This is a genomic window from Xanthomonas sp. LF02-5 (genome assembly GCF_034105325.1).
Classification (GTDB): domain Bacteria; phylum Pseudomonadota; class Gammaproteobacteria; order Xanthomonadales; family Xanthomonadaceae; genus Xanthomonas_A; species Xanthomonas_A sontii.
This window is the reverse complement of record NZ_JAXGGF010000008.1, coordinates 1-21,255: the sequence shown is the minus strand read 5'-3', so window position 1 is coordinate 21,255 and position 21,255 is coordinate 1. Positions and strand designations below refer to the sequence as shown.

The following is a 21,255-nucleotide window of genomic DNA, read 5'->3' as shown; positions in this document are numbered from 1 at the left end:
GACGCGGCAGGCGTCGGCTGCGCTCAGGCCTCGGTGGAGGCCTGCGGCGCCTCTTCGACCTGGCCGAGTTCGTGCAGCAGTGCCGTGGCGTAGCTGCCCGGCGGCAATGCGAAGCGCAGTTCCAGCGCGTCGTCCTGCCCGTCCAGCCAGCGCCATTGCAGGTCGGCCACGCGCAGGCGGGTCGCCCGCCGCTCCTGCTTCAGGCCCTCGCGCTCCAGGCCGTCGCGCAGGCGCTGCGCGACCGCCTCGTCCAGCACCGCCAGTTCCAGCGCACGCGCCGCCTCGGCGCTGCGCAGCTCGCCGGCGCCCCACAGCGGCGCGGACGGATGGATGTCGAAGCGCTGCAAGCGCTCGGCCAGCGCCTCCGACCACGGCTCCGGACCGAACACGCTGCGGCTGCCGTCGAGCATCCACACTTCGCCGTCCAGCGCGCTGTCCCAGTTGCCGGCGGCCACGCGGGCGGCCAGCACCCGGTTGAACAGCTCCGAACGGGCCGCCGACAGCAGCAGCGAGCGCTGCTCGCGGCGCACGCGGCGGCCGCCGAACATCGCCAGCGCGGCGCCGACGTTGCCGCCATCGCGGCCGAAGCGCTGTTCGCCGAACCAGTTGGGAATGCCGCGCGCGGCGATCTGCGCCAGCCGCGTCTCGATCGCGCCGCGCTCGCCGCGCACCTCGCGCAACACCAGCACGAAGCCGTTGCCGGCCAGCGCGCCACGCGGCAGCTTGCGGTTGTGCCAGTGCGCTTCCAGCACCTGCAGATCCGCGTCCTGCAAGCTGTCCAGCGCCGGCGCCACACGCTTGGGCAGATGCACCGAGAAGCGCTGGGTGGTGACCGCATGGCGGTCCTTCATGCCGGCGTAGCCGATCGCCAGTTCCGCCACCCCGGCCCACTGCGCCAGGCGGCGCGCGGCGAAGGCGGTGTTCATGCCGCGCTTGCGCACGGTCAGCAGCAGGTGCTCGCCCTCGCCGCTGGGCGCGAACGCGGGCAGTTCGTCGACCTGAAAATCCTCGGCGGTGCTGCGCATGCGCGCCTGCAACGGCGCGGCGCCGAACGCACGCGGCAACTCGCTCACAGCGCCACCAGCAGGGCCACGGCCTGCGCCGCGATGCCTTCGCCACGGCCGGTGAAGCCGAGCTTCTCGCTGGTGGTGGCCTTGACGCTCACGCAGTCCAGTTCGACCTGCAACAGCGCCGCAAGGCGCTCGCGCATCGCCTGCGCATGCGGGCCGACCTTGGGCCGTTCGCAGATCACGGTGATGTCGGCATTGCCCAGGCGCCAGCCGCGCGCGTGCAGCAGGCCGACGCAGTGATCGAGAAACTGCGCACTGTCGGCGCCCTTCCAGCGCGGATCGGACGGGGGGAAATGCTGGCCGATGTCGCCCAGCGCCAGCGCGCCGAGCAAGGCGTCGCACAGGGCGTGGATCGCCACGTCGCCGTCGCTGTGGGCGAGTACGCCGCGCTCGTGCGCCACGCGCACGCCGCCGAGCATGATGTGGTCGCCCTCGCCGAAGGCGTGGACGTCGTAGCCCTGGCCGATGCGGAAGGGAGGAACGGAAAGGGAATCGTGTGACATGGGAATCCTGTTCGTAGAAGCGTCGACGCCGTCCGGCGGTCAGACGCCGGAGTGCAGCGTGCGCACGTAAACCGGGAGCGGCTCGGACGCCGGCATGGCCTCTCGTTCGTCCGCTGCGCCCCACAGCGGGTTGAGCCAGTCGTCATGGACGATGCGTTCGACCAGCGCCGGCAGCGGCGTGTGCCGGGTCGGCACGCGGAACGGCAGACGGCCGTGCGCCGACGACACCAGGCTGAAGCGCAACTGCCGCGCCTGGCCATCATGCCAGCAGTAGAAGGTCATCGCCGGCGCCGCCTGCGCGCGCAGCGTGGCCTGGCGATCGTCGGCGGCCGCCTCCACGAACCGCGCCACGCTCGCCACGTCGATGCCCGCGGCGTGATCCTCGCGCGGCGAGAACGCCCACAGGTTGGCATTGGCCTCGTGCTGGATGTCGTCGCCATCGACCACGATCGCAGCGTTCGCGGCCTGCTGCAGCCAGGCGTGCGCCACCGCGTCCTCGAACCGCATCAGCCGCCCTGCCGCTGGAACAGTTCGAACTCGAAACGCGCCAGGTCGGCCGGTGTGGTGACCTTGAAATTGTCTTCGGCGCCCTCGACCAGCAGCGGCCGCAGCCCCAGCAACTCCATCGCCATCGCGTCGTCGGTGACCTCGACCCCGGCCGCGGCGGCCTGCTCCAGGGCCCGGCTCAGTTGCATGCGCCGGAACAGTTGCGGGGTCAGCGCGCGCCACAGGCGCTCGCGCGGTTCGGTGCCATCGATGCCGCCGTCGTCGCCGGCGCGCTTGAGCGTGTCGCGCACCGGCGCGGCCAGGATCGCGCCGACCGGATCGCCGCGCCCCGCCTCCAGCAGCCGGTCCAGGTCGGCCAGCGCCAGGTTCGGCCGCGCCGCATCGTGCACCAGCACGAAGTCGTCCGCCTTCACCGACTCCGGCAAGGCATGCAACGCGGCCAGCACCGAGCCGGCACGGCTGCCGGCGCCCAGGCAGGTCAGGACCGGCTTGCCAGCCAGTTCGGTCCAACCCGGCCACTGTGCATCGTCCACGCCCAGCGCCACCATCGCCCCGGCCACCGCCGGATGCGCCAGCAGCGCTTCCAAGGCATGCGCCAGCAACGGGCGCCCGCCCGCCTGCAGGTACTGCTTGGGCGTGGCGCCGCCGAAACGGGTGCCGCGGCCAGCCGCCGGGACCACGGCCCAGACGGTGGCCATCAGGGCTGCTCGCCCGGCGCCGGCGTCACAGGCGCCGGCTGCGCGCCGGCTGCCGTACCGGCCGGCGCGGTCGACACCGGCGCGTTCTCGACCACGCGGTAGAACTTTTCGCCCGGTTTGATCATGCCCAGTTCGCTACGCGCGCGCTCCTCGATCGCCGCCTCGCCGTCCTTGAGGTCCTTGACCTCGGCGGCGAGCGCGGCGTTGCGTTGCTGCAGACCTTCGTTGTCGCGCTTCTGGTGCTCGACCTGACTTTCGAGCACCAGCACTTCGCCGGAATTGCCCGGGCCGAGCCAGAAACGGTACTGCAGCCACGCCAGCAGTCCCGCCAGCACCAGCAGCAGCCAGCGCCAGTTGCGCACGGCTTATCGCTTGAGCGAGACGAACGCGTCGCGCCCGGCGTAGCGCGCGGCGCTGCCGAGCGCTTCCTCGATGCGCAGCAGCTGGTTGTATTTGGCCACGCGATCGCTGCGGCACAGCGAGCCGGTCTTGATCTGGGTGGCGGTGGTGGCCACGGCGATGTCGGCGATGGTGGTGTCCTCGGTCTCGCCGGAACGGTGCGAGACGATGGCCGCGTAGCCGGCCTTGTCGGCCATGGCGATGGCTTCCAGGGTCTCGGTCAGGGTGCCGATCTGGTTGACCTTGATCAGGATCGCGTTGGCGGTGCCGGACTCGATGCCCTGCTTGAAGATCTTCGGATTGGTCACGAACAGGTCGTCGCCGACCAGTTGCACCTTGCTGCCGATGCGGTCGGTGAGCAGCTTCCAGCCGGCCCAGTCGTCCTCGGCCAGGCCGTCCTCGATGCTGACGATCGGATACTGCGCGGCCCAGTCGGCGAGGAAGTCGACGAACTGCTCGCTGGTCAGGCGCTTGCCCTCGCCCACCAGGTGGTACTTGCCGTTGTCGTAGAACTCGCTGGAGGCCACGTCCAGGCCCAGCAGCACGTCCTCGCCAGCGGTGTAGCCGGCCTTGCCGATCGCTTCCAGGATGGTGTCCAGCGCTTCCACGTTGCTGCGGAAGTCCGGGGCGAAGCCGCCCTCGTCGCCGACCGCGGTGGACAGGCCGTGGCCCTTCAACACCGACTTCAGCGCGTGGAAGATCTCGGTGCCGGCGCGCAGCGCCTCGGAGAACGAGGCAGCGCCGACCGGCAGCACCATGAACTCCTGGAAATCGACGTTGTTGTCGGCATGCGCGCCGCCGTTGATGATGTTCATCATCGGCACCGGCAGCGCCAGGTTCGCGGTGTTGCCCGCGGCCAGCGACTGCCACAGCGGCTGCTTGCGCGAGGCGGCAACGGCATGCGCGTTGGCCAGCGAGACGCCGAGCAGCGCGTTGGCGCCCAGGCGGCCCTTGTTCTCGGTGCCGTCCAGGTCGATCAGGCGGCGGTCCAGGCCCTGCTGGTCGGCGGCGTCGAAGCCCTTCAGCGCGCCGGCGATGGTGGTGTTGACGTTCTCCACCGCCTTGCGCACGCCCTTGCCCAGGTAGCGGGTCTTGTCGCCGTCGCGCAGCTCGACCGCTTCCTTGGTGCCGGTGGACGCGCCCGAAGGCACCGCGGCACGACCGAACGAACCGTCCTCCAGGATGACATCGGCTTCCAGCGTGGGATTGCCGCGGCTGTCGAGGATTTCACGGGCGTGGATGCTGCGGATCGTACTCATGGGCGGGCCGGTTACCTGTAGGAAGAGGGGGCGGAAACGAATGCCGGCTGATTATCCCCGGCCGCCGGTTCCTTGCCAAATCCCGCCTCAGCCGGCGCCCATCAGGCCCAGCGGGATTCCGCTGAGGAAGAGCAGGATCAAGACCAGCATCGCCAGCAGCAGGCCGCCGGCGATGCCGGCCAGGAGGCGGCCGCGGCGCTGCGTCCAACTCAGCGCGGCGGCGATCGTCGCGCCCACCGCAGCCACTGCCACTACCAGCAGGGCGATCACCATCCAGAACAGCATGGCCAGGAAATGGTCGCCGTGGCTGGGCGTGCCAATCCCACTGGCGAAGGCGAACAGCGCCACCGCCAGCGCCGCCCAAGCCAGCAACGACAACAACAAGGCACACAGCCCCCAAGGCCAGGCGCCGGCCCGCTCGGGTGCGGTCATCGCCGCGGCTCCGAGAAGGCGACGAACACCCTGCAGCCCGCACCCGGCCAGGATCGGCACAGCCGCAGCGGCGGCGGCGCGCGCCTCACGCGAAGCGCGAGAACCCGTGTTTCTTGGTCACCGCGTCCAGTTCCATCAGCGTTTCCAGCAACGCTTCCATCTGATCCAGCGGCCACGCATTGGGGCCGTCGGACAGTGCCTTGGACGGGTCCGGATGGGTCTCGGCGAACACGCCGGCCACGCCCACGGCCACCGCCGCGCGCGCCAGCACCGGCACGAACTCGCGCTGGCCGCCGGAACTGCCGCCCTGCCCGCCCGGCAACTGCACCGAATGGGTGGCGTCGAACACCACTGGGCAGCCGGTCTCGCGCATCACGCTCAGCGAGCGCATGTCGCTGACCAGGTTGTTGTAGCCGAAGCTGGCGCCGCGCTCGCAGACCATGATCTGCTCGTTGCCGGTGGACTTGGCCTTCTCCACCACCGGCTTCATGTCCCACGGCGACAGGAACTGGCCCTTCTTGATGTTGACCGGCTTGCCGGCGGCGCACACGTTCTTGATGAAGTCGGTCTGCCGCACCAGGAACGCCGGGGTCTGCAGCACGTCCACCACCGCCGCCACCTCATGCATCGGCGTGTATTCGTGCACGTCGGTCAGCACCGGCACACCGATCTGGGTCTTCACCGCCTCCAGCACCTTCAGCCCTTCTTCCAGGCCGGGGCCGCGGAAGCTGGTGCCGGAGGTGCGGTTGGCCTTGTCGAAGCTGGACTTGAAGATGAAGTTGATGCCCAGCCGGCCGGTGATCTCCTTGAGCCTGCCGGCCACGTCGAGCTGCAGTTGCATCGACTCGATCACGCACGGGCCGGCGATCAGGAACAGCGGCCGGTCCAGGCCGACGTCGAATCCACAGAGCTTCATTGATTACCTTCCGGAGGTTCAGAGGGGCGCGGGAGGGGCGCAGGGACGGAGCCGCCGCCGAACCTGCCGGCAGCCCAGATGAGTGCGCCGATCAGCGCCAGCGGCGCAGATAGCCCCACCGCCGCGATCAGGCAATACATCAGCCCCATCCCATAGCTATCGGCCAAGCCGGTGCTGCTGCGCCAGGAGAAATAGACCAGCAAGGCCGCAGGAAACACCAGCACCGCCGCCGCAAAGAACCAGCGCGCGACCCTGCTCTCGCTGCTGCGCCCGGTCGCAGTCACGCCCTGGCTTCCTTGAGCAGCTTGCCGCCGGCCTTGCGCTCGCGCGCGGCGCGCACGAAGCCGATGAACAACGGATGGCCGTCGCGCGGCGTGGACAGGAATTCCGGGTGCGCCTGGCAGGCCAGGAACCACGGATGCGTCTCGCGCGGCAACTCCACCATCTCCACCAGGGTGTCGTCCATCGACTTGGCGGCAATCACCAGGCCGGCGTCCTCGAGCTGGGTGCGATAGCGGTTGTTGAACTCGTAACGGTGGCGATGGCGCTCGGCGACCACGTCCTTGCCGTACAGCTCGCGCGCCAGCGTGCCCGGCTTGAGCCGCTGCTCCTGCAGGCCCAGGCGCATGGTGCCGCCGAGATCGGACTTCTCGTCGCGCTTCTCGACATCGCCAGTGGCGGTGCGCCATTCGGTGATCAGGCCGATCACCGGGTACGGCGACTGCCGGTCGTTCTCGGTGCTGTTGGCCGCGTCCAGCCCGGCGACATGCCGCGCATAGTCGACCACCGCAGCCTGCATGCCGTAGCAGATGCCGAAGTACGGCACGCCGTGCTGGCGGGCATAGCGCGAGGTCAGCACCTTGCCTTCGAAGCCGCGGTCGCCGAAGCCGCCCGGCACCAGGATGCCGTCCACGTCGGCCAGGGCCGCCATGTCGCTGCCTTCCAGGTCCTGCGCTTCCAGCCACTTCAGGTTGACCTTGGTGCGCTGGCGCAGGCCGCCGTGCTTGAGTGCCTCGCCGACCGACTTGTATGCGTCCTGATGGTCCACGTACTTGCCGACCACGGCGATGGTGACCTCGTCGAGCGGATGCTTGATCGCGTCGACCACGGCTTCCCACTCCGACAGGTTGGCCGCGCCGACCTTGTCGCGCAGCTTGAACTGGTCGATGACGATCTCGTCCAGGCCCTGCCGGTGCAACTCCAGCGGCATGCCATAGAGCACGTCGATGTCGGCGGCGCTGATCACCGCGCGCTCGGAGACGTTGGTGAACAGCGCGATCTTGCGCCGCTCCGAATCCGGGATCGCCTGCTCCGAGCGGCACAGCAGCACGTCCGGCTGGATGCCGATCGAGCGCAGTTCCTTGACCGAATGCTGGGTCGGCTTGGTCTTCAGTTCGCCGGCCGCGGCGATGTACGGCACCAGGGTGAGGTGCATGAACATGGCCTTCTCGGCGCCGCGCTCGGTGCGCACCTGGCGGATCGCCTCCAGGAACGGCAGCGACTCGATGTCGCCGACGGTGCCGCCGATCTCGACCAGGGCCACGTCGTAGCCGGCGGTGGCTTCATCCACGCAGCGACGGATCTCGTCGGTGATGTGCGGAATCACCTGCACGGTGGCGCCCAGGTAGTCGCCGCGGCGCTCCTTGCGGATCACGTTCTCGTAGATGCGCCCGGTGGTGACCGAGTTCTTGCGCGACAGGCGCGTGCGCACGAAGCGCTCGTAGTGCCCCAGGTCCAGGTCGGTCTCGGCGCCGTCGTCGGTGACGTACACCTCGCCGTGCTGGAACGGGCTCATCGTGCCCGGGTCGACGTTGATGTAGGGGTCCAGCTTCATCATCGTGACCGACAGGCCACGTGCCTCGAGAATGGACGCAAGCGAAGCGGCCGCGATGCCCTTGCCAAGCGAGGACACTACGCCGCCGGTAACGAAGATCAGGGGGGTCATGGCTCAAAGGCCTCCCGGAAAGCCATAGTTTAACGGGTGAAGCGGATTTGCCCAAGCGCTTTTGCGCAACAGCCGCCCCACAAAAAAGCGACGCCCCGGGCGACCGGGGCGTCGTGTGCAGGAAACGTTGCGCAAACTCAAGGCTTGCGCGCTTCCTCTTCCTCTTCCTTCTTAGGCGCGGCGGCATCCTTGCCGGCCTTGTGCTCGGCGGCCGCGGCGGCGCGGCGCTTGGCCTTGGCGTCGGCCTCGGCCTTTTCCTTGGCGACCTGCGCCTCGTAGGCGGCGGCACCGGAGGCGGCCGGATCGGCGCTCTGCGCCTGGGCCATCGCGACCGGCACGGCCACCGCGGCGGCGACCAGGGCGGCCAGGGTCAACAGCTTGCGAACGTTCATGGCGGACTCCTTTGGGACGTGCGACGAAGATGTGGGCGACGTCGCGGTTTTTCCAGGGCCAGCGTAGCGTGGAGCCCCCGCACCCGCCCTGAACACCGGCGACGTGCAAAAAACCGCCGCAGACCGCACACTTCCGGATCTGCTTCGCGCCACCTGCTGAGACGCATGAATACCCGCTACAACGCCGCCGACATCGAAGTTCTCTCTGGCCTGGACCCGGTCAAGCGCCGGCCCGGCATGTACACCGACACCGCACGGCCGAACCATCTGGCACAGGAAGTCATCGACAACGCCGTGGACGAGGCGCTGGCCGGCCATGCCCGGCACATCGAGGTGACGCTGTACAAGGACGGCAGTTGCGAGGTGTCCGACGACGGCCGCGGCATGCCAGTGGACATCCATCCGGAAGAGAAGATCTCCGGCGTCGAACTGATCCTCACCCGGCTGCATGCCGGCGGCAAGTTCAGCGACCGCAACTACACCTTCAGCGGCGGCCTGCACGGCGTCGGCGTCAGCGTGGTCAATGCGCTGTCCAATCGGGTGGAACTGTTCATCAAGCGCGAAGGCAACGAGTACCGCATGGCCTTCGCCGACGGCCACGCCGCCTCCAAGCTGGAGATCGTCGGCAGCGTCGGCAAGAAGAACACCGGCACGCGTCTGCGCTTCTGGCCGGATCCGAAGTACTTCGACACGCCGAAGTTCGCGGTGCGCGCACTGCGCCACCTGCTGCGCGCCAAGGCGGTGCTGTGCCCCGGCCTGACCGTCAAGCTGCACGACGAGGCCACCGGCGAGCAGGACACCTGGTACTTCGAGGACGGCCTGCGCGACTACCTGCGCGGCGAACTGGCCGAGCGCGAGTTGCTGCCGGCCGAGCTGTTCGTCGGCAGCCTGAAGAAGGACCGCGAGATCGTCGACTGGGCGGTGGCCTGGGTGGTGGAAGGCGAGCTGGTGCAGGAGAGCTACGTCAACCTGATCCCCACCGCGCAGCACGGCACCCACGTCAACGGCCTGCGCAGCGGCCTCACCGACGCGCTGCGCGAGTTCTGCGATTTCCGCAACCTGCTGCCGCGCGGCGTGAAGCTGGCGCCGGAAGACGTGTGGGACCGCGTGGCGTTCGTGCTCTCGCTGAAGATGACCGACCCGCAGTTCAGCGGCCAGACCAAGGAACGCCTGTCCTCGCGCCAGGCCGCCGGCTTCATCGAAGGCGCCGCGCACGATGCCTTCAGCCTGTGGCTGAACCAGAACGTGGAGACCGGCACGCGCATCGCGCAGATCGCCATCGACCGCGCCAGCGCGCGGCTGAAGACCGAGAAGCAGATCGTGCGCAAGAAGGTCACCCAGGGTCCGGCCCTGCCGGGCAAGCTGGCCGACTGCATCAGCCAGGACCTCTCGCGCACCGAACTGTTCCTGGTCGAGGGCGACTCGGCGGGCGGCAGCGCCAAGCAGGCCCGCGACAAGGATTTCCAGGCGATCCTGCCGCTGCGCGGCAAGATCCTCAACACCTGGGAAGTGGCCTCCGGCAGCGTGCTGGCCTCGGAGGAAGTGCACAACCTGGCGATCGCGATCGGCTGCGACCCCGGCAAGGAAGAGATCGACGGCCTGCGCTACGGCAAGGTGGTGATCCTGGCCGACGCCGACTCCGACGGCCTGCACATCGCGACCCTGCTGACCGCGCTGTTCCTGCGCCACTTCCCCGCCCTGGTGCGCGCCGGTCACGTGTTCGTGGCGATGCCGCCGCTGTTCCGCGTGGACGTGGGCAAGCAGGTGTTCTACGCGCTGGACGAGGAAGAGAAGCGCTCTCTGCTGGACAAGATCGAACGCGAGAAGATCAAGGGCCAGGTCAGCGTCACCCGCTTCAAGGGCCTGGGCGAGATGAATCCGCAGCAGCTGCGCGAATCCACCATCCACCCGGACACCCGGCGCCTGGTGCAACTGACCGTGGACGACGGCGACCAGACCCGCTCGCTGATGGACATGCTGCTGGCCAAGAAGCGCGCCGGCGACCGCAAGCAGTGGCTGGAGACCAAGGGCGACCTGGCGTCGCTGGAGGTCTGAGGCCGGGTGCGCGCGCTGGCGCTTCCAGTCAGCGCGTGCGCGGTGGTGCAGATGCCGCTTCCCCGGCCGGCTCGGCGAGAGCCGTGTCGGGTTTGCACTAGCGGGTTGTGACTGCTCCCGAAAGCATCGTGCGGGAGCGACCTCAGTCGCGACGCGCGAAGCAGGCAGATGCCGGGGCATCATGCCGTCGGGACTGAAGTCCCTCCCACAACATTCCTGCCTGCGCGCCGCACGACCGGCGGATGCCGTCAGTTGCCTGCGCGGCATTGACGCCGCCTGGGCCCTCAGCCACGCGCAGGCGCCGCCGGCACCACGCCGGTGCAGTCGTGATCCTGCAGTTCCTCCGCACCAACCCCATCGCCGGGAAGCGCCGTGGCGGCCAGCAGCACGAAGCCCGGGCGACCATCGAACGCCGCGCCGACCACCGCCAGGGTCTGGTGCACCATGCTCTGCTGCGGCGGCAGGCTGCGCGCCAGCAGCGTCAGCGGATTCGCATCCAGTTCTTCGCCCTCCACGCGCATCGCCCGATAGGCGTGGCCGTGCAGCGGCTGCGGCAACGGCGCCCAGGTAGGGCCGATCGACGCCTGCATCGCCTGCAACTGGTCGCGCACCTGCGGCGCCAGGCAATCGATATGGACATGCAACTGGTCCTGCGAACGCGCCGAGGGCGGGTTGATCGTCAGGCTGGTCAGTTCGCGCGGCAGCGGCCGGTTCAACAACCGCTCGACCCGGGTGCGCGCCTGCCAGGCCAGGCCCAGCCAGTTCGGTGCGCCGGCGGCACGCGCGCGTGGATCTTCGATCCCGCTCACCGGCACCGTCGGAATCAGCAGGTACTGGTAGTCGCCGCGCAGGTCCTTCATCAAGGCATAGCGTTGGCCGGGCTCGGCATGCACTTCGCTGCAAGGGGCCGGATCGGCGCCGGCGCGCGCCTGCGGCAGGCAGCGCGTGCTCAACAGCCGCCACAGGCGCTGGCGATCGTGGGCATGCGGATCGTGCGCCGCCGGCGACTCGGCCACGGACGGCGGCGCTGGCACGCTGGCGCAGCCGGCCAGCAACGCCGCCAGGAACAGGCTTAGCGGCAGGCGAAAACGAAGGACGGGCATGCGCAGCGGACCGGACACGGGACGGACCGGCGATTGTAGCCAGCGCCGATGAACCGGCATGACTAGGGCGTGTCACCCATCCCCGAGCATGCCGCGCCGCGATTGCGCGTGCCTGTGGCAAGGAAGAGCGAGGAAGTGGACGTCCGTCCACGCCCGAGCGATGACGCGGCCACGGGCGCGCGCAACCGCGGCCCTTCGGGTTGGGCCTGGCAGGCGCGCTGCCGGCGCCGCGCGGCTTGACCTGACGGCCAGTCAGGCGCTGCGCCACGCAACGCCGGCAGCGCGCCTGCCAGACCCAACGCGGCATCCTCGGGAATGGGTGACGCGCCCTAGGCCGCGCCGCCACCGACCATGGCTTTGTGCACATCCGCCGCGCCGACGCCGCGGCCTAGCATGCCGGCTCCCTTCCTGCGAGCGACCGCCCGTGCCGACCTTCCCTTCCGTGCTGCTGGCCGTGCTGCTGGCGGCGATGCCGATGACCGCGGCGCTGGCCGCCGATGCCGATGCGGGCAATGCCGACAAGGGCGACAAGCCCGCCGCCGCCGAACCGGCGCCACTGCCGGCCGACGCGCAGACCAGCCAATCCACCCAGCTCGACGGTCGCACCCTGCGCTACACGGTCAAGGTCGGCACGCTGCCGGTGAAGGACAAGCAGGGCAAGGTCGTCGCCGACGTGGTCTATACCGCCTACACCATGGACGGCAAGGACCGTCCGGTCACCTTCGCGCTCAACGGCGGCCCCGGCGCGGCCTCGGTGTACCTCAACCTGGGCGCGATCGGGCCGAAGGTGGTGGCGTTCGGCAGCGAGGGCGACAGCGCCTCGGCGCCGGCGCAGCTGCGCGACAACCCCGGCACCTGGCTGGACTTCACCGACCTGGTGTTCATCGACCCGGTCGGCACCGGCTTCAGCCGCTCGCGCGTGCCCGACGAGCAGGCCAAGAAGCAGTTCTACAACCCGCAGGCCGACATCGAATACCTCTCGCGCACCATCTACGACTGGCTGCTGAAGAACCAGCGCCTGCAGTCGCGCAAGTACCTGGTCGGCGAAAGCTACGGCGGCTTCCGCGGCCCGCGCATCACCCACTACCTGCAGACCAAGCTCGGCGTGGCGATGAACGGCGTGGTCCTGGTCTCGCCGTATCTGAACCCGACCCTGGACGACAACGGCGACGTCTCGCCGCTGCCGTGGATGCTGACCCTGCCGTCGATCACCGCCGCACGCCTGGAACGCGAGGGCAAGCTGACCCCGGAAGCGATGCGCCAGGTGATCGACTACACCCGCGGCGACTACGTCACCGCGCTGCTGCGCGGCCGCTCCGACCCAGCCGGCACCACCCGCATGATCCAGCAGGTGACCGCGATGACCGGCCTGGACCCGGCCTTCGTGCGCCGCGCCGGCGGCCGCCTGGAGACCCAGGCCTACCTGCGCGAGGTGTTCCGCGACAAGGGCGAACTGGGCAGCCGCTACGACTCCAACGTCACCGCCTTCGACCCGTTCCCCAACGCCCCCGAGCAGCGCGCCAACGACCCGCTGCTGGACAGCATCATCGCCCCCACCACCACCGCGATGGTCGATTTCGTGACCCGCGTGGTCGGCTGGAAGGTCGACGCCCGCTACGAGGCGCTGAACTACGACGTGAACCGGCTGTGGGACTGGGACGACGAACTGCGCAAGGGTTCGGTGACGCAGTTGCGCCAGTCGGTGGCGATCGACCCGAAGCTGCGCGTGCTGATCGTGCACGGCTGGAACGACCTGTCGTGCCCGTTCATGGGCTCGGTGCTGACCGTGGACCAGATGCCGGTGATGGGCAACGACCCGACCCGCGTGCAGGTCAAGAACTACCCCGGCGGCCACATGTTCTACAACCGCGCCGACAGCCAGCGCGCGTTGCGTCAGGACGTGATGGCGATGTATCGGGCTAATTAGCGGGGATTGGGCATTCGGGATTAGGGATTCGCTAAGGCGGGTTCCCGGCGTTGGAAGCGGGATTGGAGAGTTGGGATTCGGGATTCGCGACAGCCGCGCCTCGGCTGTATCCCGCCGCAGTGCGGCGGATGGGGATATCAGGCTAGCCGGGAACCCGCTTTAGCGAATCCCCAATCCCGACTCCCGAATCCCCGCCCCACTCACACCCACCCAGCCAAGGCGAATCCGCGGAAAATCAGATACGCCACGCCGGCAGCGGCCGGGATCGTCAGGATCCAGGCCCAGACGATGCGTTCGATGACGCCGAAGCGCAGCGAGCGCGGGTTCTTGGCGAAGCCCACGCCCATGATCGCGGTGGAGATGCTGTGGGTGGTGGACACCGGCATGCCGAAGTGCGCGGCCAGGGTCAGGATCGTGGCCGAGCTGGTCTCCGCGGCGAAGCCGTGGATCGGATGCAGCTTGACCATCTTGTGGCCCAGGGTCTTGATGATCTTCCAGCCGCCGGAGGCGGTGCCGGCGGCCATCACCACCGCGCAGGTCAGCACGATCCAGGTGGCGATGCCCTGCCCCTGGCTGGCGTCGGGATGCAGGAACGCCAGCCACGACGGCAGGTCGTCCAGGGCGCCGGTGCTCTGCGCGCCGATCAGGGTCATGGCGATGATGCCCATGGTCTTCTGCGCGTCGTTGTGGCCGTGCGCATAGCCCATGTACGCGGCCGAGGCGATCTGCGCCTTGCCGAAGAAGGCATTGACCCAGCGCGGCCGCGCCAGCCGCCCGAGCGGGCCGCCCAGCTTGGCCAGGCCGGCGATCGCCGCCCACAGCAGCAGCATCACCGCGATGCCGAGCAGGAAGCCGGCGATCGGCGAGGTGACCATCGGCACGAACACCTTCCACAGCAGGCCCTTGTTCTTGGCCCAGTCGCCGAGGTTCTGCGACCAGATCAGCGCGCCCCAGTTGTTGTGCGCGGCGGCCAGGCCGGCGCCGCACAGGCCGCCGATCAACGCATGCGAGGACGAGGACGGCAGGCCCTTCCACCAGGTGATCAGGTTCCAGACGATGCCGCCGAGCAGCGCGCACAGCACCACCTGCGGGGTCACCGCGACCACGTCGGTGTTCAGCAGGCCGGAGGCGATGGTCATCGCCACGGCGGTGCCGGTCAGCGCGCCGACCAGGTTCATCGCCGCGGCCAGCATCACCGCCCAGCCGGGGCTGAGCACCTTGGTGGCGACCACCGTGGCGATCGAGTTGGCGGTGTCGTGGAAGCCGTTGATGAACTCGAACACTAGCGCCGCCAGGATCACGATCAGGACCAGGGTCAGCATCGGCGCGCCTCCACGCACGCGGCGGCGGCGGCCGGCGCGCGCAGGGCGCCACGGCCGCGCAGGCAGCAACTCCGCAGCGCGTCCATCAGGAGTTCTTCAGCACGATCTGGTAGACCACCACGCCGGCCTCGCGGCAACGGTCGATGGCCTTCTCCAGGATTTCGAAGAACTCCTTGAGCAGGAACATCTGCAGGTTGTCCAGGCGCCCGGAGTAGATGTCGCGGTACAGCTCCAGCATCAGCCGGTCGGCCTCGTTCTCCAGCGAGCGCAGCTTGTCGTTGAGCGCGCTCATCCGGTCCAGGTTCATGTGGCGCAGGTCGTGGACCATCTCCACGACCACCGCCGCGGCCTGCTCCAGCATCGCCGAGCGCGGCGCGAAATCGATGTGCTCCAGGTGCTGGATCGCCAGCGAATAGCGATCGGCGAACTTCTCCACCTGCTTGGGGATCTTGTACAGGGCCGAGCCCAGGGCCTCGATGTCCTCGCGCTCGATCGGGGTCATGAAGCTGTCCACCAGCGCCTGGCCGATCTTGTCGGACGCGGCGCGCTCGCGCAGGCGCGCCAGCTTGAAGCCGTCCAGCGCCGGCTGCCGGTCGGACTCGCGCATCATCGCGTGCAGGGCCTTGGTGCTGTCGTAGGCGGCCTGTGCCGCCTCGTCGAGCAGGGTGTAGAACTGCTTGCCGGAACCGAAGATGGTCTGCAACGAAAACATGCAACGCGCTTCCCGCCGTCGCGGGGAGGACGGCACTGGGGCGGAATTATGACTGTTTGCTGACACCTGCGGGTAGTCGCGGCCCCGGGCCGGCCCTGGCGACGTCGGCGCGGCGTGGACGCGGCCCCCGCCCGGGTTTGTTACCATCGCCGCCGCGCCCTTCGCGGGCGCACCCTATGGACGACCACCCCACACCCCCTCCCCCGCGCCGCAATGGCGCCCATGTCCCCGCTTTCCTTGGCGCCAAGGAGCGCGCGCATGCTTGAACTGTTGATCGTTGCAGCCCTCATCCTGCTCAACGGTTTCTTCGCGATGTCCGAGATGTCGCTGATGACCTCGCGCAAGAGCCGGCTGAAGCAGATGGCCCAGTCCAGCACGCGCGCGGCCAAGGCGCTGGCGCTGGCCGAGAACCCCGAGCACTTCCTGTCCACCGTGCAGATCGGCATCACCGCCATCGGCATCCTCACCGGTACCTTCGGCGGCGAGGCCATGGGCGTGGCGATCGCGGCCAAGCTGCAGGCGCTGTTCCCGGCGCTGGCGGCCAACTTCACCCTGTTCGGCGATCCGCAGCCGTGGTCGGCGCTGATCGGCAAGACCCTGGCGATCGTGCTGATCACCTTCCTGACGCTGATCTTCGGCGAACTGGTGCCCAAGCGCCTGGCCCTGACCCGTTCGGAGGTCATCGCCGGCGTCGTCGCCATCCCCATGGGCTGGCTGGCCAAGGCCGCCGCGCCGTTCGTCTGGGTGCTGTCGCGCTCGACCCGGCTGGTGCTGCGCCTGCTCGGCCTGGGCAAGGAGGAGTCGGCCTCGGTGACCGAAGAGGAAATCCGCATGCTGGTGGCCGAGAGCCACGAGGCCGGCGTGATCGACGCGCACGAGCGCGACATGATGAACCGGGTCATGCGCCTGGGCGACCGCACCGCCGACAGCCTGATGACCCCGCGCAACCGCATCGCCTGGCTCGATGCCAACGCCGAGCCGCAGCGCAACCTGCAGGTGATGCGCGAACACGAGTTCTCGCGCTATCCGGTGTACCGCGGCAGCGACCAGGACATCGCCGGCGTGCTGGAGGTGAAATCGCTGGTCACGCGCATGGACGGCGACGCCACCCAATTGTTCCAGAGCCTGCGCGACACCTTGTTCGTGTCCGAGTCCACCCACGCGATGAAGCTGCTGGAGATCTTCCGCGAAGAGCAGCAATCGATGGCGCTGGTGGTGGACGAGTACGGCGAGATCCAGGGCCTGGTGACGATCAGCGACCTGATGGGCGCGGTGGTCGGGCGCCTGCAGTCGGCCGACAACGCCGACGAGGACGCGCTGGTGGTGACCCGCGCCGACGGCTCGCTGCTGATCGACGGTTCGCTGGCGATCGAGGACCTGCGCGAACTGCTGGGCGGCGCCGAGCTGCCCAGCGCCGAGGAAGGCGACTACAACACCCTGGCCGGCCTGTGCATCTACTACTTCGGGCGCATCCCGCACGCCGGCGAGTTCTTCGACTGGGCCGGCTGGCGCATCGAGATCGTCGACCTGGACGGCGCGCGCGTGGACAAGCTGCTGCTGCGCAGGCTGCAGGACGAGAACAGCGATGACATCACCGGGTGACGCACCCGGCGGTGCGCCGCACGAGGGCGACCACGGCTACAGCGCCGAGGGCATCCGCACCCTGCTCGACACCTTCGTCCTCGGCGACCCGGACGAACACTTGCGGCTGCGGCTGATCCTCGCCGACCTGCAGCAGAGCGCGTTCGGCGTGTTCCTGTTCGTGGCGATCCTGCCGGCGTTCCTGCCGGTGCCGGGCCTGGCCGGCGGCATCAGCGGGCCGCTGGTGACGCTGATCGGCCTGCAAATGCTGATCGGCCTGCGCAAGCCGTGGCTGCCGCGCTTCATCGGCGAGCGCGGGCCGCGCCGCCGCACCATGCAGCGCTTCGTCGGCCGCATCGCGCCGTGGCTGCGACGCCTGGACCGACTGCTCAAGCCGCGCCTGCCGGCGCTGGTCGATACCCTGCCGGCGCGCGCCTTCAGTGGGCTGCTGCTGATCGTGCTGGGGATCCTGCTGTCGCTGCCGATTCCGTTCACCAACTACGCCTTCGGCGCGATGCTGTTGCTGTTCGCGCTGGCGCTGCTGGAACGGGACGGCGGATTGATGCTGCTGTCGTGGCTGGGCAGCATCGCCGTGGCGCTGAGCCTGGGATTGGCCTCGGACCAAGTGGTCGACCTGGGCCGGGAGTGGATGCACAAGCTGCGCTGAGCGCACGCGGCAGTGGAGCGCCCGCTGCCCGCTTACTTCACCAGGTACAGTTCCGTCTCGCTGGCGAACACGTTGCGCATGTGCGACGGCCGCACGGACGCACCCTTGGCGGGGCGTTCCGGCGTCTGGGCGCGCAGGCGCTCCAGGCATTTGCTCATCTGTTGCAAGGCCGCCTCCAGTCCACATTCGTGCACCGGCGCCATCGGATGCTGTGCGTTCATTGCCGATCCCCCCTGTTCGCGTCAGTTGTACGGCCGTGTCCCGAGGCCGAACGCCACGCTGATGCGCGACGCGAAACGATGACATACCCGGGAAAATCAAGACATCGTGAAAGCGGTGCGCGGTGTGATGCCCATCAACGCAAATATGGCAATGAGCGCCCGCACGCGTCTGCGCGTGTAGACACCCGCGCAGATACGCGCATCACGCGGCCGCGGCGACCTGCGTCCAGGCCTCCGACGCCAGTTGGAACGAGCGCAAGCGCGCCGCGTGATCGTGGATGTTGGCAGTCAGCAGCAACTCGTCCGGGCGGTGCCGCGCGACAAAGTCGGACAGCCCCTGTGCGACCGCGTCGGCATCGCCCAGCACTGTGCAGGCCAGTGCGCGTTCCACACCCAGCTTCTCGTGCGGCGCCCAGAACGCCTCGATGTCGTCGATCGGCGGCGGAATCAGCCCGGGACGGCCGCGGCGCAGGTTGACGAAGCTCTGCTGTTGGGTGGTGAACAGACGCCGCGCCTCGGCCGTGGACGCGGCGGCCACCACGTTCAGGGCCAGCACCGCATATGGCGCCTGCAGGCGCGTGGAAGCGCGGAACTCGCGGCGATACACCGCCAGCGCCTCGTCCATCGCGTCCGGGGCGAAATGCGAAGCAAAGGCGAACGGCAGGCCCATCGCCGCAGCCAGGCGCGCGCTGAACAGGCTGGAGCCGAGCAGCCACACCGGTACCTCGATGCCGGCACCGGGCACGGCGCGCACCAGTTGTCCGTCGACTGCCGGCTCGAAATAGCGCAGCAGTTCGGCGACGTCGTGCGGGAACTGGTCGGCACTGTCGAAGTAACGGCGCAACGCGCGTGCCGTGGCCTGGTCGGTGCCGGGTGCGCGCCCCAGCCCCAGGTCGATGCGACCGGGATACAGCGAGGCCAGTGTGCCGAACTGCTCGGCCACCTGCAGCGGCGCATGGTTGGGCAGCATGATGCCGCCGGCGCCGACACGGATGCGCCTGGTGCCGCCGGCCACGTGCCCGATCAACACCGCGGTGGCGGCGCTGGCGATGCCGGGCATGTTGTGATGCTCGGCCAGCCAGTAGCGGTGGTAGCCCCAGCGTTCGGCGTGCTGGGCCAAGTCCAGCATGTTGGCGAAGGCGGCGCTGGTGTCGCTGCCTTCGCAGACCGGGGCGAGGTCGAGAATGGAGATCGGCATCATGGTGAGGCGGGTTCCTGCAGGCGATGCCGACGAGATGGGGGCGCGCGGCGCCGCTTGCAGGGCGCGCGACCGGAACGCTGATTTGCGCTGGGTGTGGGTGTGGATGCGGGTATTGGTGTGGGCAGGAGGATGCTTGGCTGGCGGTCGTACCCTCACCCCAACCCCTCTCCCGGTGGGAGAGGGGCTTTGGCCTCTCCCTTCTCCCGCCGGGAGAAGGTGCCCCGCAGGGGCGGATGAGGGTACGGGCGAAGCCCCGCATCGTCAGATCCGCGCGAGCGCTACGCGCTCCGTCCCCTCACACCCTCTCCCGGTGGGAGAGGGGCTTTGGCTTCTCCCTTCTCCCGCCGGGAGAAGGTGCCCCGAAGGGGCGGATGAGGGTACGGGCGAAGCCTCGTGTCGCCAAACCCCCGCGAGCGCTGCGCGCCGTACCCTCACCCCAACCCCTCTCCCGAGGGGAGAGGGGCTTTGGCGAGCTGCACTACGGCGCTACCACGCCGGTTGCACGGTGCGCCGGCTACGCTGGCGCCCCCTGCTTTCTCCTGGTCGCCGCCATGCCGCTGATTCCGCCGCCCGCCCCCGTCCCAGCCCTGCCCTTACGCGACCGTGTGGTGGTGGTCACCGGCGGCGCCCAGGGCATCGGCCGCGGCGTGGTGCAGGCAGTGCTGGGCGCTGGCGGCAACGTCGTGTTCGGCGATCTCGATGCCGATGCCGGGCGTGCCTGCGTGGCCGAGCTGGACGTCGGCGAACGCCTGCTGTTCCGTCGCGTCGACGTGGCCGCCGAAGCGAGCGTGCGCCGCTTCGTCGATGCCGCGCTGACCCGGTTCGGCCGCATCGATGGACTGGTCAACAACGCCGGGATCGCCGATCCGCATACCGGCCCGCTGGCGCAATTGTCGCTGCGCGAATGGAACCGGCGGCTGGGGGCGAGCCTGGGCGGTGCGTTCCTGTGCAGCAAACATGCCCTGCCGGCGTTGCGCGAGAGCCGCGGCGGCGGCGCCATCGTCAACATCGCCTCCACCCGCGCGCAGCAGTCCGAACCGGACACCGAGGCGTACGCCGCGTCCAAGGGCGGACTGGTTGCCTTCACTCATGCGCTGGCGATCAGCGCCGGGCCGGCGGTGCGGGTCAACTGCATCAGCCCCGGCTGGATCGCCACCGACGCTTGGCGCAAGCCGAACGCGCGACGCACGCCCAAGCTGTCGCGACAGGACCATGCACAGCATCCGGTAGGTCGTGTCGGTACGCCACCGGACATCGGCGCGCTGGCGGTCTATCTGCTGTCGGCGCAGGCGGGCTTCATCACCGGCCAGGAGTTCGTGGTCGATGGCGGGATGACGCGCAAGATGCAGTACGCCTGAGGGCGTGGGGATTGGGGAGTCGGGATTGGGGATTCGTTAAAGCGGGTGTTGCCTTACCTGACGGGCCACGTGCATAGCTGGCAGCAACCCGCCTTTGCCAATCCCCAATTCCGAATCCCCAATCCCGCGGCAATCAGCCGCCCACCATCGGCTCCAACTGCGGATCCAGCGCCACGCGCTCGTCGAAGACGAAGCAGCGGCCGTCGTAGCCTTCGCCCCCCACTTCCTCGAAGTAGCCGAGGATGCCGCCGTCCAGTTGCAGCACGTTGTCCATGCCGTCGGCGCGCATCCACAGCGCGGCCTTCTCGCAGCGGATGCCCCCGGTGCAGAAGCTGACCACGGTGGCGTCGGCCAGCGCCGCGCGATGCGGGGCCAGCGCTTCCGGCAGCTCGGTGAACTTGACGATCGGCAGGGTCAGCGCGCCGGCGAAGGTGCCGTAGGCCACTTCCTGCGCATTGCGCGTATCCAGCAGCACCACGCGCCGGCCGGCATCGTCGTGGCCCTGGCGCAGCCAGCGCTGCAGGATGGCCGGCGCCACCGCCGGCGCGCGTTCTGCCTCCAGCGGCGAGGCGGCGTCGCGGCGGAAGCTGATGATCTCCGGCTTGACCTTGACCTTCAGCCGCGCGAACGGCTGCTGCGCACTGGGGCTGGTCTTGACGCGCAGATCGGCGAAGCGCGGGTCGGCGCCCAGCTGCGCGTAGAAGCCGTCGATCGCCGCCAGCGCGCCGGCCAGGAACAGGTTGATGCCCTCGCCCGCCACCAGCACCGTGCCGCGCAGGTCGCCGTCCTGCGCCCAGGCGTGCAATTGCGCGGCGAGCGCGTCGGGGTCGGCGATGGCGACGAAGTGGTAGGCGGCGGTGTTGGCGATCATCGGCGCATTTTAGAGCCTGCGACGCACGACCGCTGCAGCAGCACGGTCCGCGCCTCCCGCGCACCGGCGCTTCGGCGAAGCGCGTCGAGGCATGCCCCAAAGCGCCAGCGTCGCCT

Annotated in this window: 22 protein-coding genes; 5 read left to right on the top strand and 17 right to left on the bottom strand. The window is 69.3% G+C overall.

Annotated elements, in window-relative coordinates; all coding sequences use genetic code 11:
- Positions 1-23: 23 nt before the first annotated feature.
- From truD to SLW52_RS18390, 11 genes are all read right to left on the bottom strand, one after another.
- Entirely contained in the window at positions 24-1,073 is a 1,050-nt protein-coding gene (gene truD / locus SLW52_RS18440; RefSeq protein WP_152236375.1) for a tRNA pseudouridine(13) synthase TruD, read from the bottom strand.
- Positions 1,070-1,573 (bottom strand): 2-C-methyl-D-erythritol 2,4-cyclodiphosphate synthase, encoded by a 504-nt coding sequence (gene ispF / locus SLW52_RS18435; RefSeq protein WP_152236374.1) that lies wholly within the window; start codon positions 1,571-1,573, stop codon positions 1,070-1,072. The genes truD and ispF overlap by 4 nt, the downstream gene beginning before the upstream one ends.
- Positions 1,574-1,612: 39 nt before the next feature.
- Positions 1,613-2,080, bottom strand: a complete 468-nt coding sequence (locus SLW52_RS18430; RefSeq protein WP_152236373.1) for a hypothetical protein — start codon at positions 2,078-2,080, stop codon at positions 1,613-1,615.
- Positions 2,080-2,781, bottom strand: coding sequence for a 2-C-methyl-D-erythritol 4-phosphate cytidylyltransferase (ispD, locus tag SLW52_RS18425; RefSeq protein WP_193312591.1), 702 nt, complete (start codon positions 2,779-2,781; stop codon positions 2,080-2,082). Before ispD ends, SLW52_RS18430 begins: the two co-directional genes overlap by 1 nt.
- On the bottom strand, positions 2,778-3,140 hold the full coding sequence (gene ftsB / locus SLW52_RS18420) for a cell division protein FtsB (RefSeq protein ID WP_043095785.1): 363 nt from the start codon (positions 3,138-3,140) through the stop codon (positions 2,778-2,780). The genes ispD and ftsB overlap by 4 nt, the downstream gene beginning before the upstream one ends.
- A 3-nt stretch (positions 3,141-3,143) precedes the next feature.
- The gene (gene eno / locus SLW52_RS18415; protein WP_017911066.1) at positions 3,144-4,436 is read right to left on the bottom strand and encodes a phosphopyruvate hydratase; all 1,293 of its coding nucleotides are present in this window, start codon (positions 4,434-4,436) and stop codon (positions 3,144-3,146) included.
- An 87-nt stretch (positions 4,437-4,523) separates the two neighbouring features.
- Complete coding sequence (locus tag SLW52_RS18410) at positions 4,524-4,868, bottom strand: hypothetical protein (RefSeq protein WP_320740947.1); 345 nt, start codon at positions 4,866-4,868, stop codon at positions 4,524-4,526.
- A gap of 85 nt (positions 4,869-4,953) precedes the next feature.
- Complete coding sequence (gene kdsA / locus SLW52_RS18405; protein ID WP_017911068.1) at positions 4,954-5,784, bottom strand: 3-deoxy-8-phosphooctulonate synthase; 831 nt, start codon at positions 5,782-5,784, stop codon at positions 4,954-4,956.
- Positions 5,781-6,068: a hypothetical protein gene (locus SLW52_RS18400; RefSeq protein ID WP_152236370.1), complete on the bottom strand. Its 288-nt coding sequence runs from the start codon at positions 6,066-6,068 to the stop codon at positions 5,781-5,783. The genes kdsA and SLW52_RS18400 overlap by 4 nt, the downstream gene beginning before the upstream one ends.
- The gene (locus SLW52_RS18395) at positions 6,065-7,729 is read right to left on the bottom strand and encodes a CTP synthase (RefSeq protein WP_017912623.1); all 1,665 of its coding nucleotides are present in this window, start codon (positions 7,727-7,729) and stop codon (positions 6,065-6,067) included. Before SLW52_RS18395 ends, SLW52_RS18400 begins: the two co-directional genes overlap by 4 nt.
- 137 nt (positions 7,730-7,866) lie before the next feature.
- Entirely contained in the window at positions 7,867-8,121 is a 255-nt protein-coding gene (locus tag SLW52_RS18390; protein WP_010343426.1) for a hypothetical protein, read from the bottom strand.
- A 165-nt stretch (positions 8,122-8,286) separates the two neighbouring features.
- Here SLW52_RS18390 and parE point away from each other — a divergent pair, with 165 nt between their 5' ends.
- Positions 8,287-10,176, top strand: coding sequence for a DNA topoisomerase IV subunit B (parE, locus tag SLW52_RS18385; protein WP_017911072.1), 1,890 nt, complete (start codon positions 8,287-8,289; stop codon positions 10,174-10,176).
- Between the two features lie 284 nt (positions 10,177-10,460).
- Here the strand turns inward: parE and SLW52_RS18380 are convergent, their stop codons facing one another.
- Positions 10,461-11,279 carry a CDP-diacylglycerol diphosphatase gene (locus SLW52_RS18380; protein ID WP_320740948.1) on the bottom strand — a complete coding sequence of 273 codons (819 nt, stop codon included), beginning with the start codon at positions 11,277-11,279 and terminating at the stop codon, positions 10,461-10,463.
- A gap of 424 nt (positions 11,280-11,703) precedes the next feature.
- Between SLW52_RS18380 and SLW52_RS18375 the strand changes: the two genes are divergently transcribed.
- Positions 11,704-13,206 (top strand): S10 family peptidase, encoded by a 1,503-nt coding sequence (locus SLW52_RS18375; protein ID WP_017911074.1) that lies wholly within the window; start codon positions 11,704-11,706, stop codon positions 13,204-13,206.
- A 200-nt stretch (positions 13,207-13,406) separates the two neighbouring features.
- Here the strand turns inward: SLW52_RS18375 and SLW52_RS18370 are convergent, their stop codons facing one another.
- A complete protein-coding gene (locus tag SLW52_RS18370) occupies positions 13,407-14,528 on the bottom strand; it encodes an inorganic phosphate transporter (protein ID WP_048488977.1) in 1,122 nt (373 codons plus the stop codon).
- An 85-nt stretch (positions 14,529-14,613) separates the two neighbouring features.
- Positions 14,614-15,240 carry a DUF47 family protein gene (locus tag SLW52_RS18365; protein ID WP_017911076.1) on the bottom strand — a complete coding sequence of 209 codons (627 nt, stop codon included), beginning with the start codon at positions 15,238-15,240 and terminating at the stop codon, positions 14,614-14,616.
- A gap of 258 nt (positions 15,241-15,498) precedes the next feature.
- On the opposite strand from SLW52_RS18365, the gene SLW52_RS18360 reads away from it, so the two are divergent.
- Positions 15,499-16,842 carry a hemolysin family protein gene (locus tag SLW52_RS18360; RefSeq protein ID WP_152238037.1) on the top strand — a complete coding sequence of 448 codons (1,344 nt, stop codon included), beginning with the start codon at positions 15,499-15,501 and terminating at the stop codon, positions 16,840-16,842.
- Positions 16,826-17,488 (top strand): exopolysaccharide biosynthesis protein, encoded by a 663-nt coding sequence (locus SLW52_RS18355; RefSeq protein WP_017912618.1) that lies wholly within the window; start codon positions 16,826-16,828, stop codon positions 17,486-17,488. The genes SLW52_RS18360 and SLW52_RS18355 overlap by 17 nt, the downstream gene beginning before the upstream one ends.
- Positions 17,489-17,520: 32 nt before the next feature.
- Here the strand turns inward: SLW52_RS18355 and SLW52_RS18350 are convergent, their stop codons facing one another.
- Together SLW52_RS18350 and SLW52_RS18345 are read right to left on the bottom strand one after the other, a co-directional pair.
- Positions 17,521-17,709: a hypothetical protein gene (locus SLW52_RS18350; RefSeq protein ID WP_148829894.1), complete on the bottom strand. Its 189-nt coding sequence runs from the start codon at positions 17,707-17,709 to the stop codon at positions 17,521-17,523.
- 202 nt (positions 17,710-17,911) lie between these two features.
- Positions 17,912-18,910, bottom strand: coding sequence for an LLM class flavin-dependent oxidoreductase (locus tag SLW52_RS18345; RefSeq protein ID WP_017915383.1), 999 nt, complete (start codon positions 18,908-18,910; stop codon positions 17,912-17,914).
- A 551-nt stretch (positions 18,911-19,461) separates the two neighbouring features.
- Here SLW52_RS18345 and SLW52_RS18340 point away from each other — a divergent pair.
- Entirely contained in the window at positions 19,462-20,268 is an 807-nt protein-coding gene (locus tag SLW52_RS18340; RefSeq protein ID WP_320740949.1) for a glucose 1-dehydrogenase, read from the top strand.
- A gap of 133 nt (positions 20,269-20,401) precedes the next feature.
- On the opposite strand, the gene SLW52_RS18335 is transcribed toward SLW52_RS18340, so the two are convergent.
- Entirely contained in the window at positions 20,402-21,139 is a 738-nt protein-coding gene (locus SLW52_RS18335; RefSeq protein ID WP_320740950.1) for a sulfurtransferase, read from the bottom strand.
- Positions 21,140-21,255: the final 116 nt, after the last annotated feature.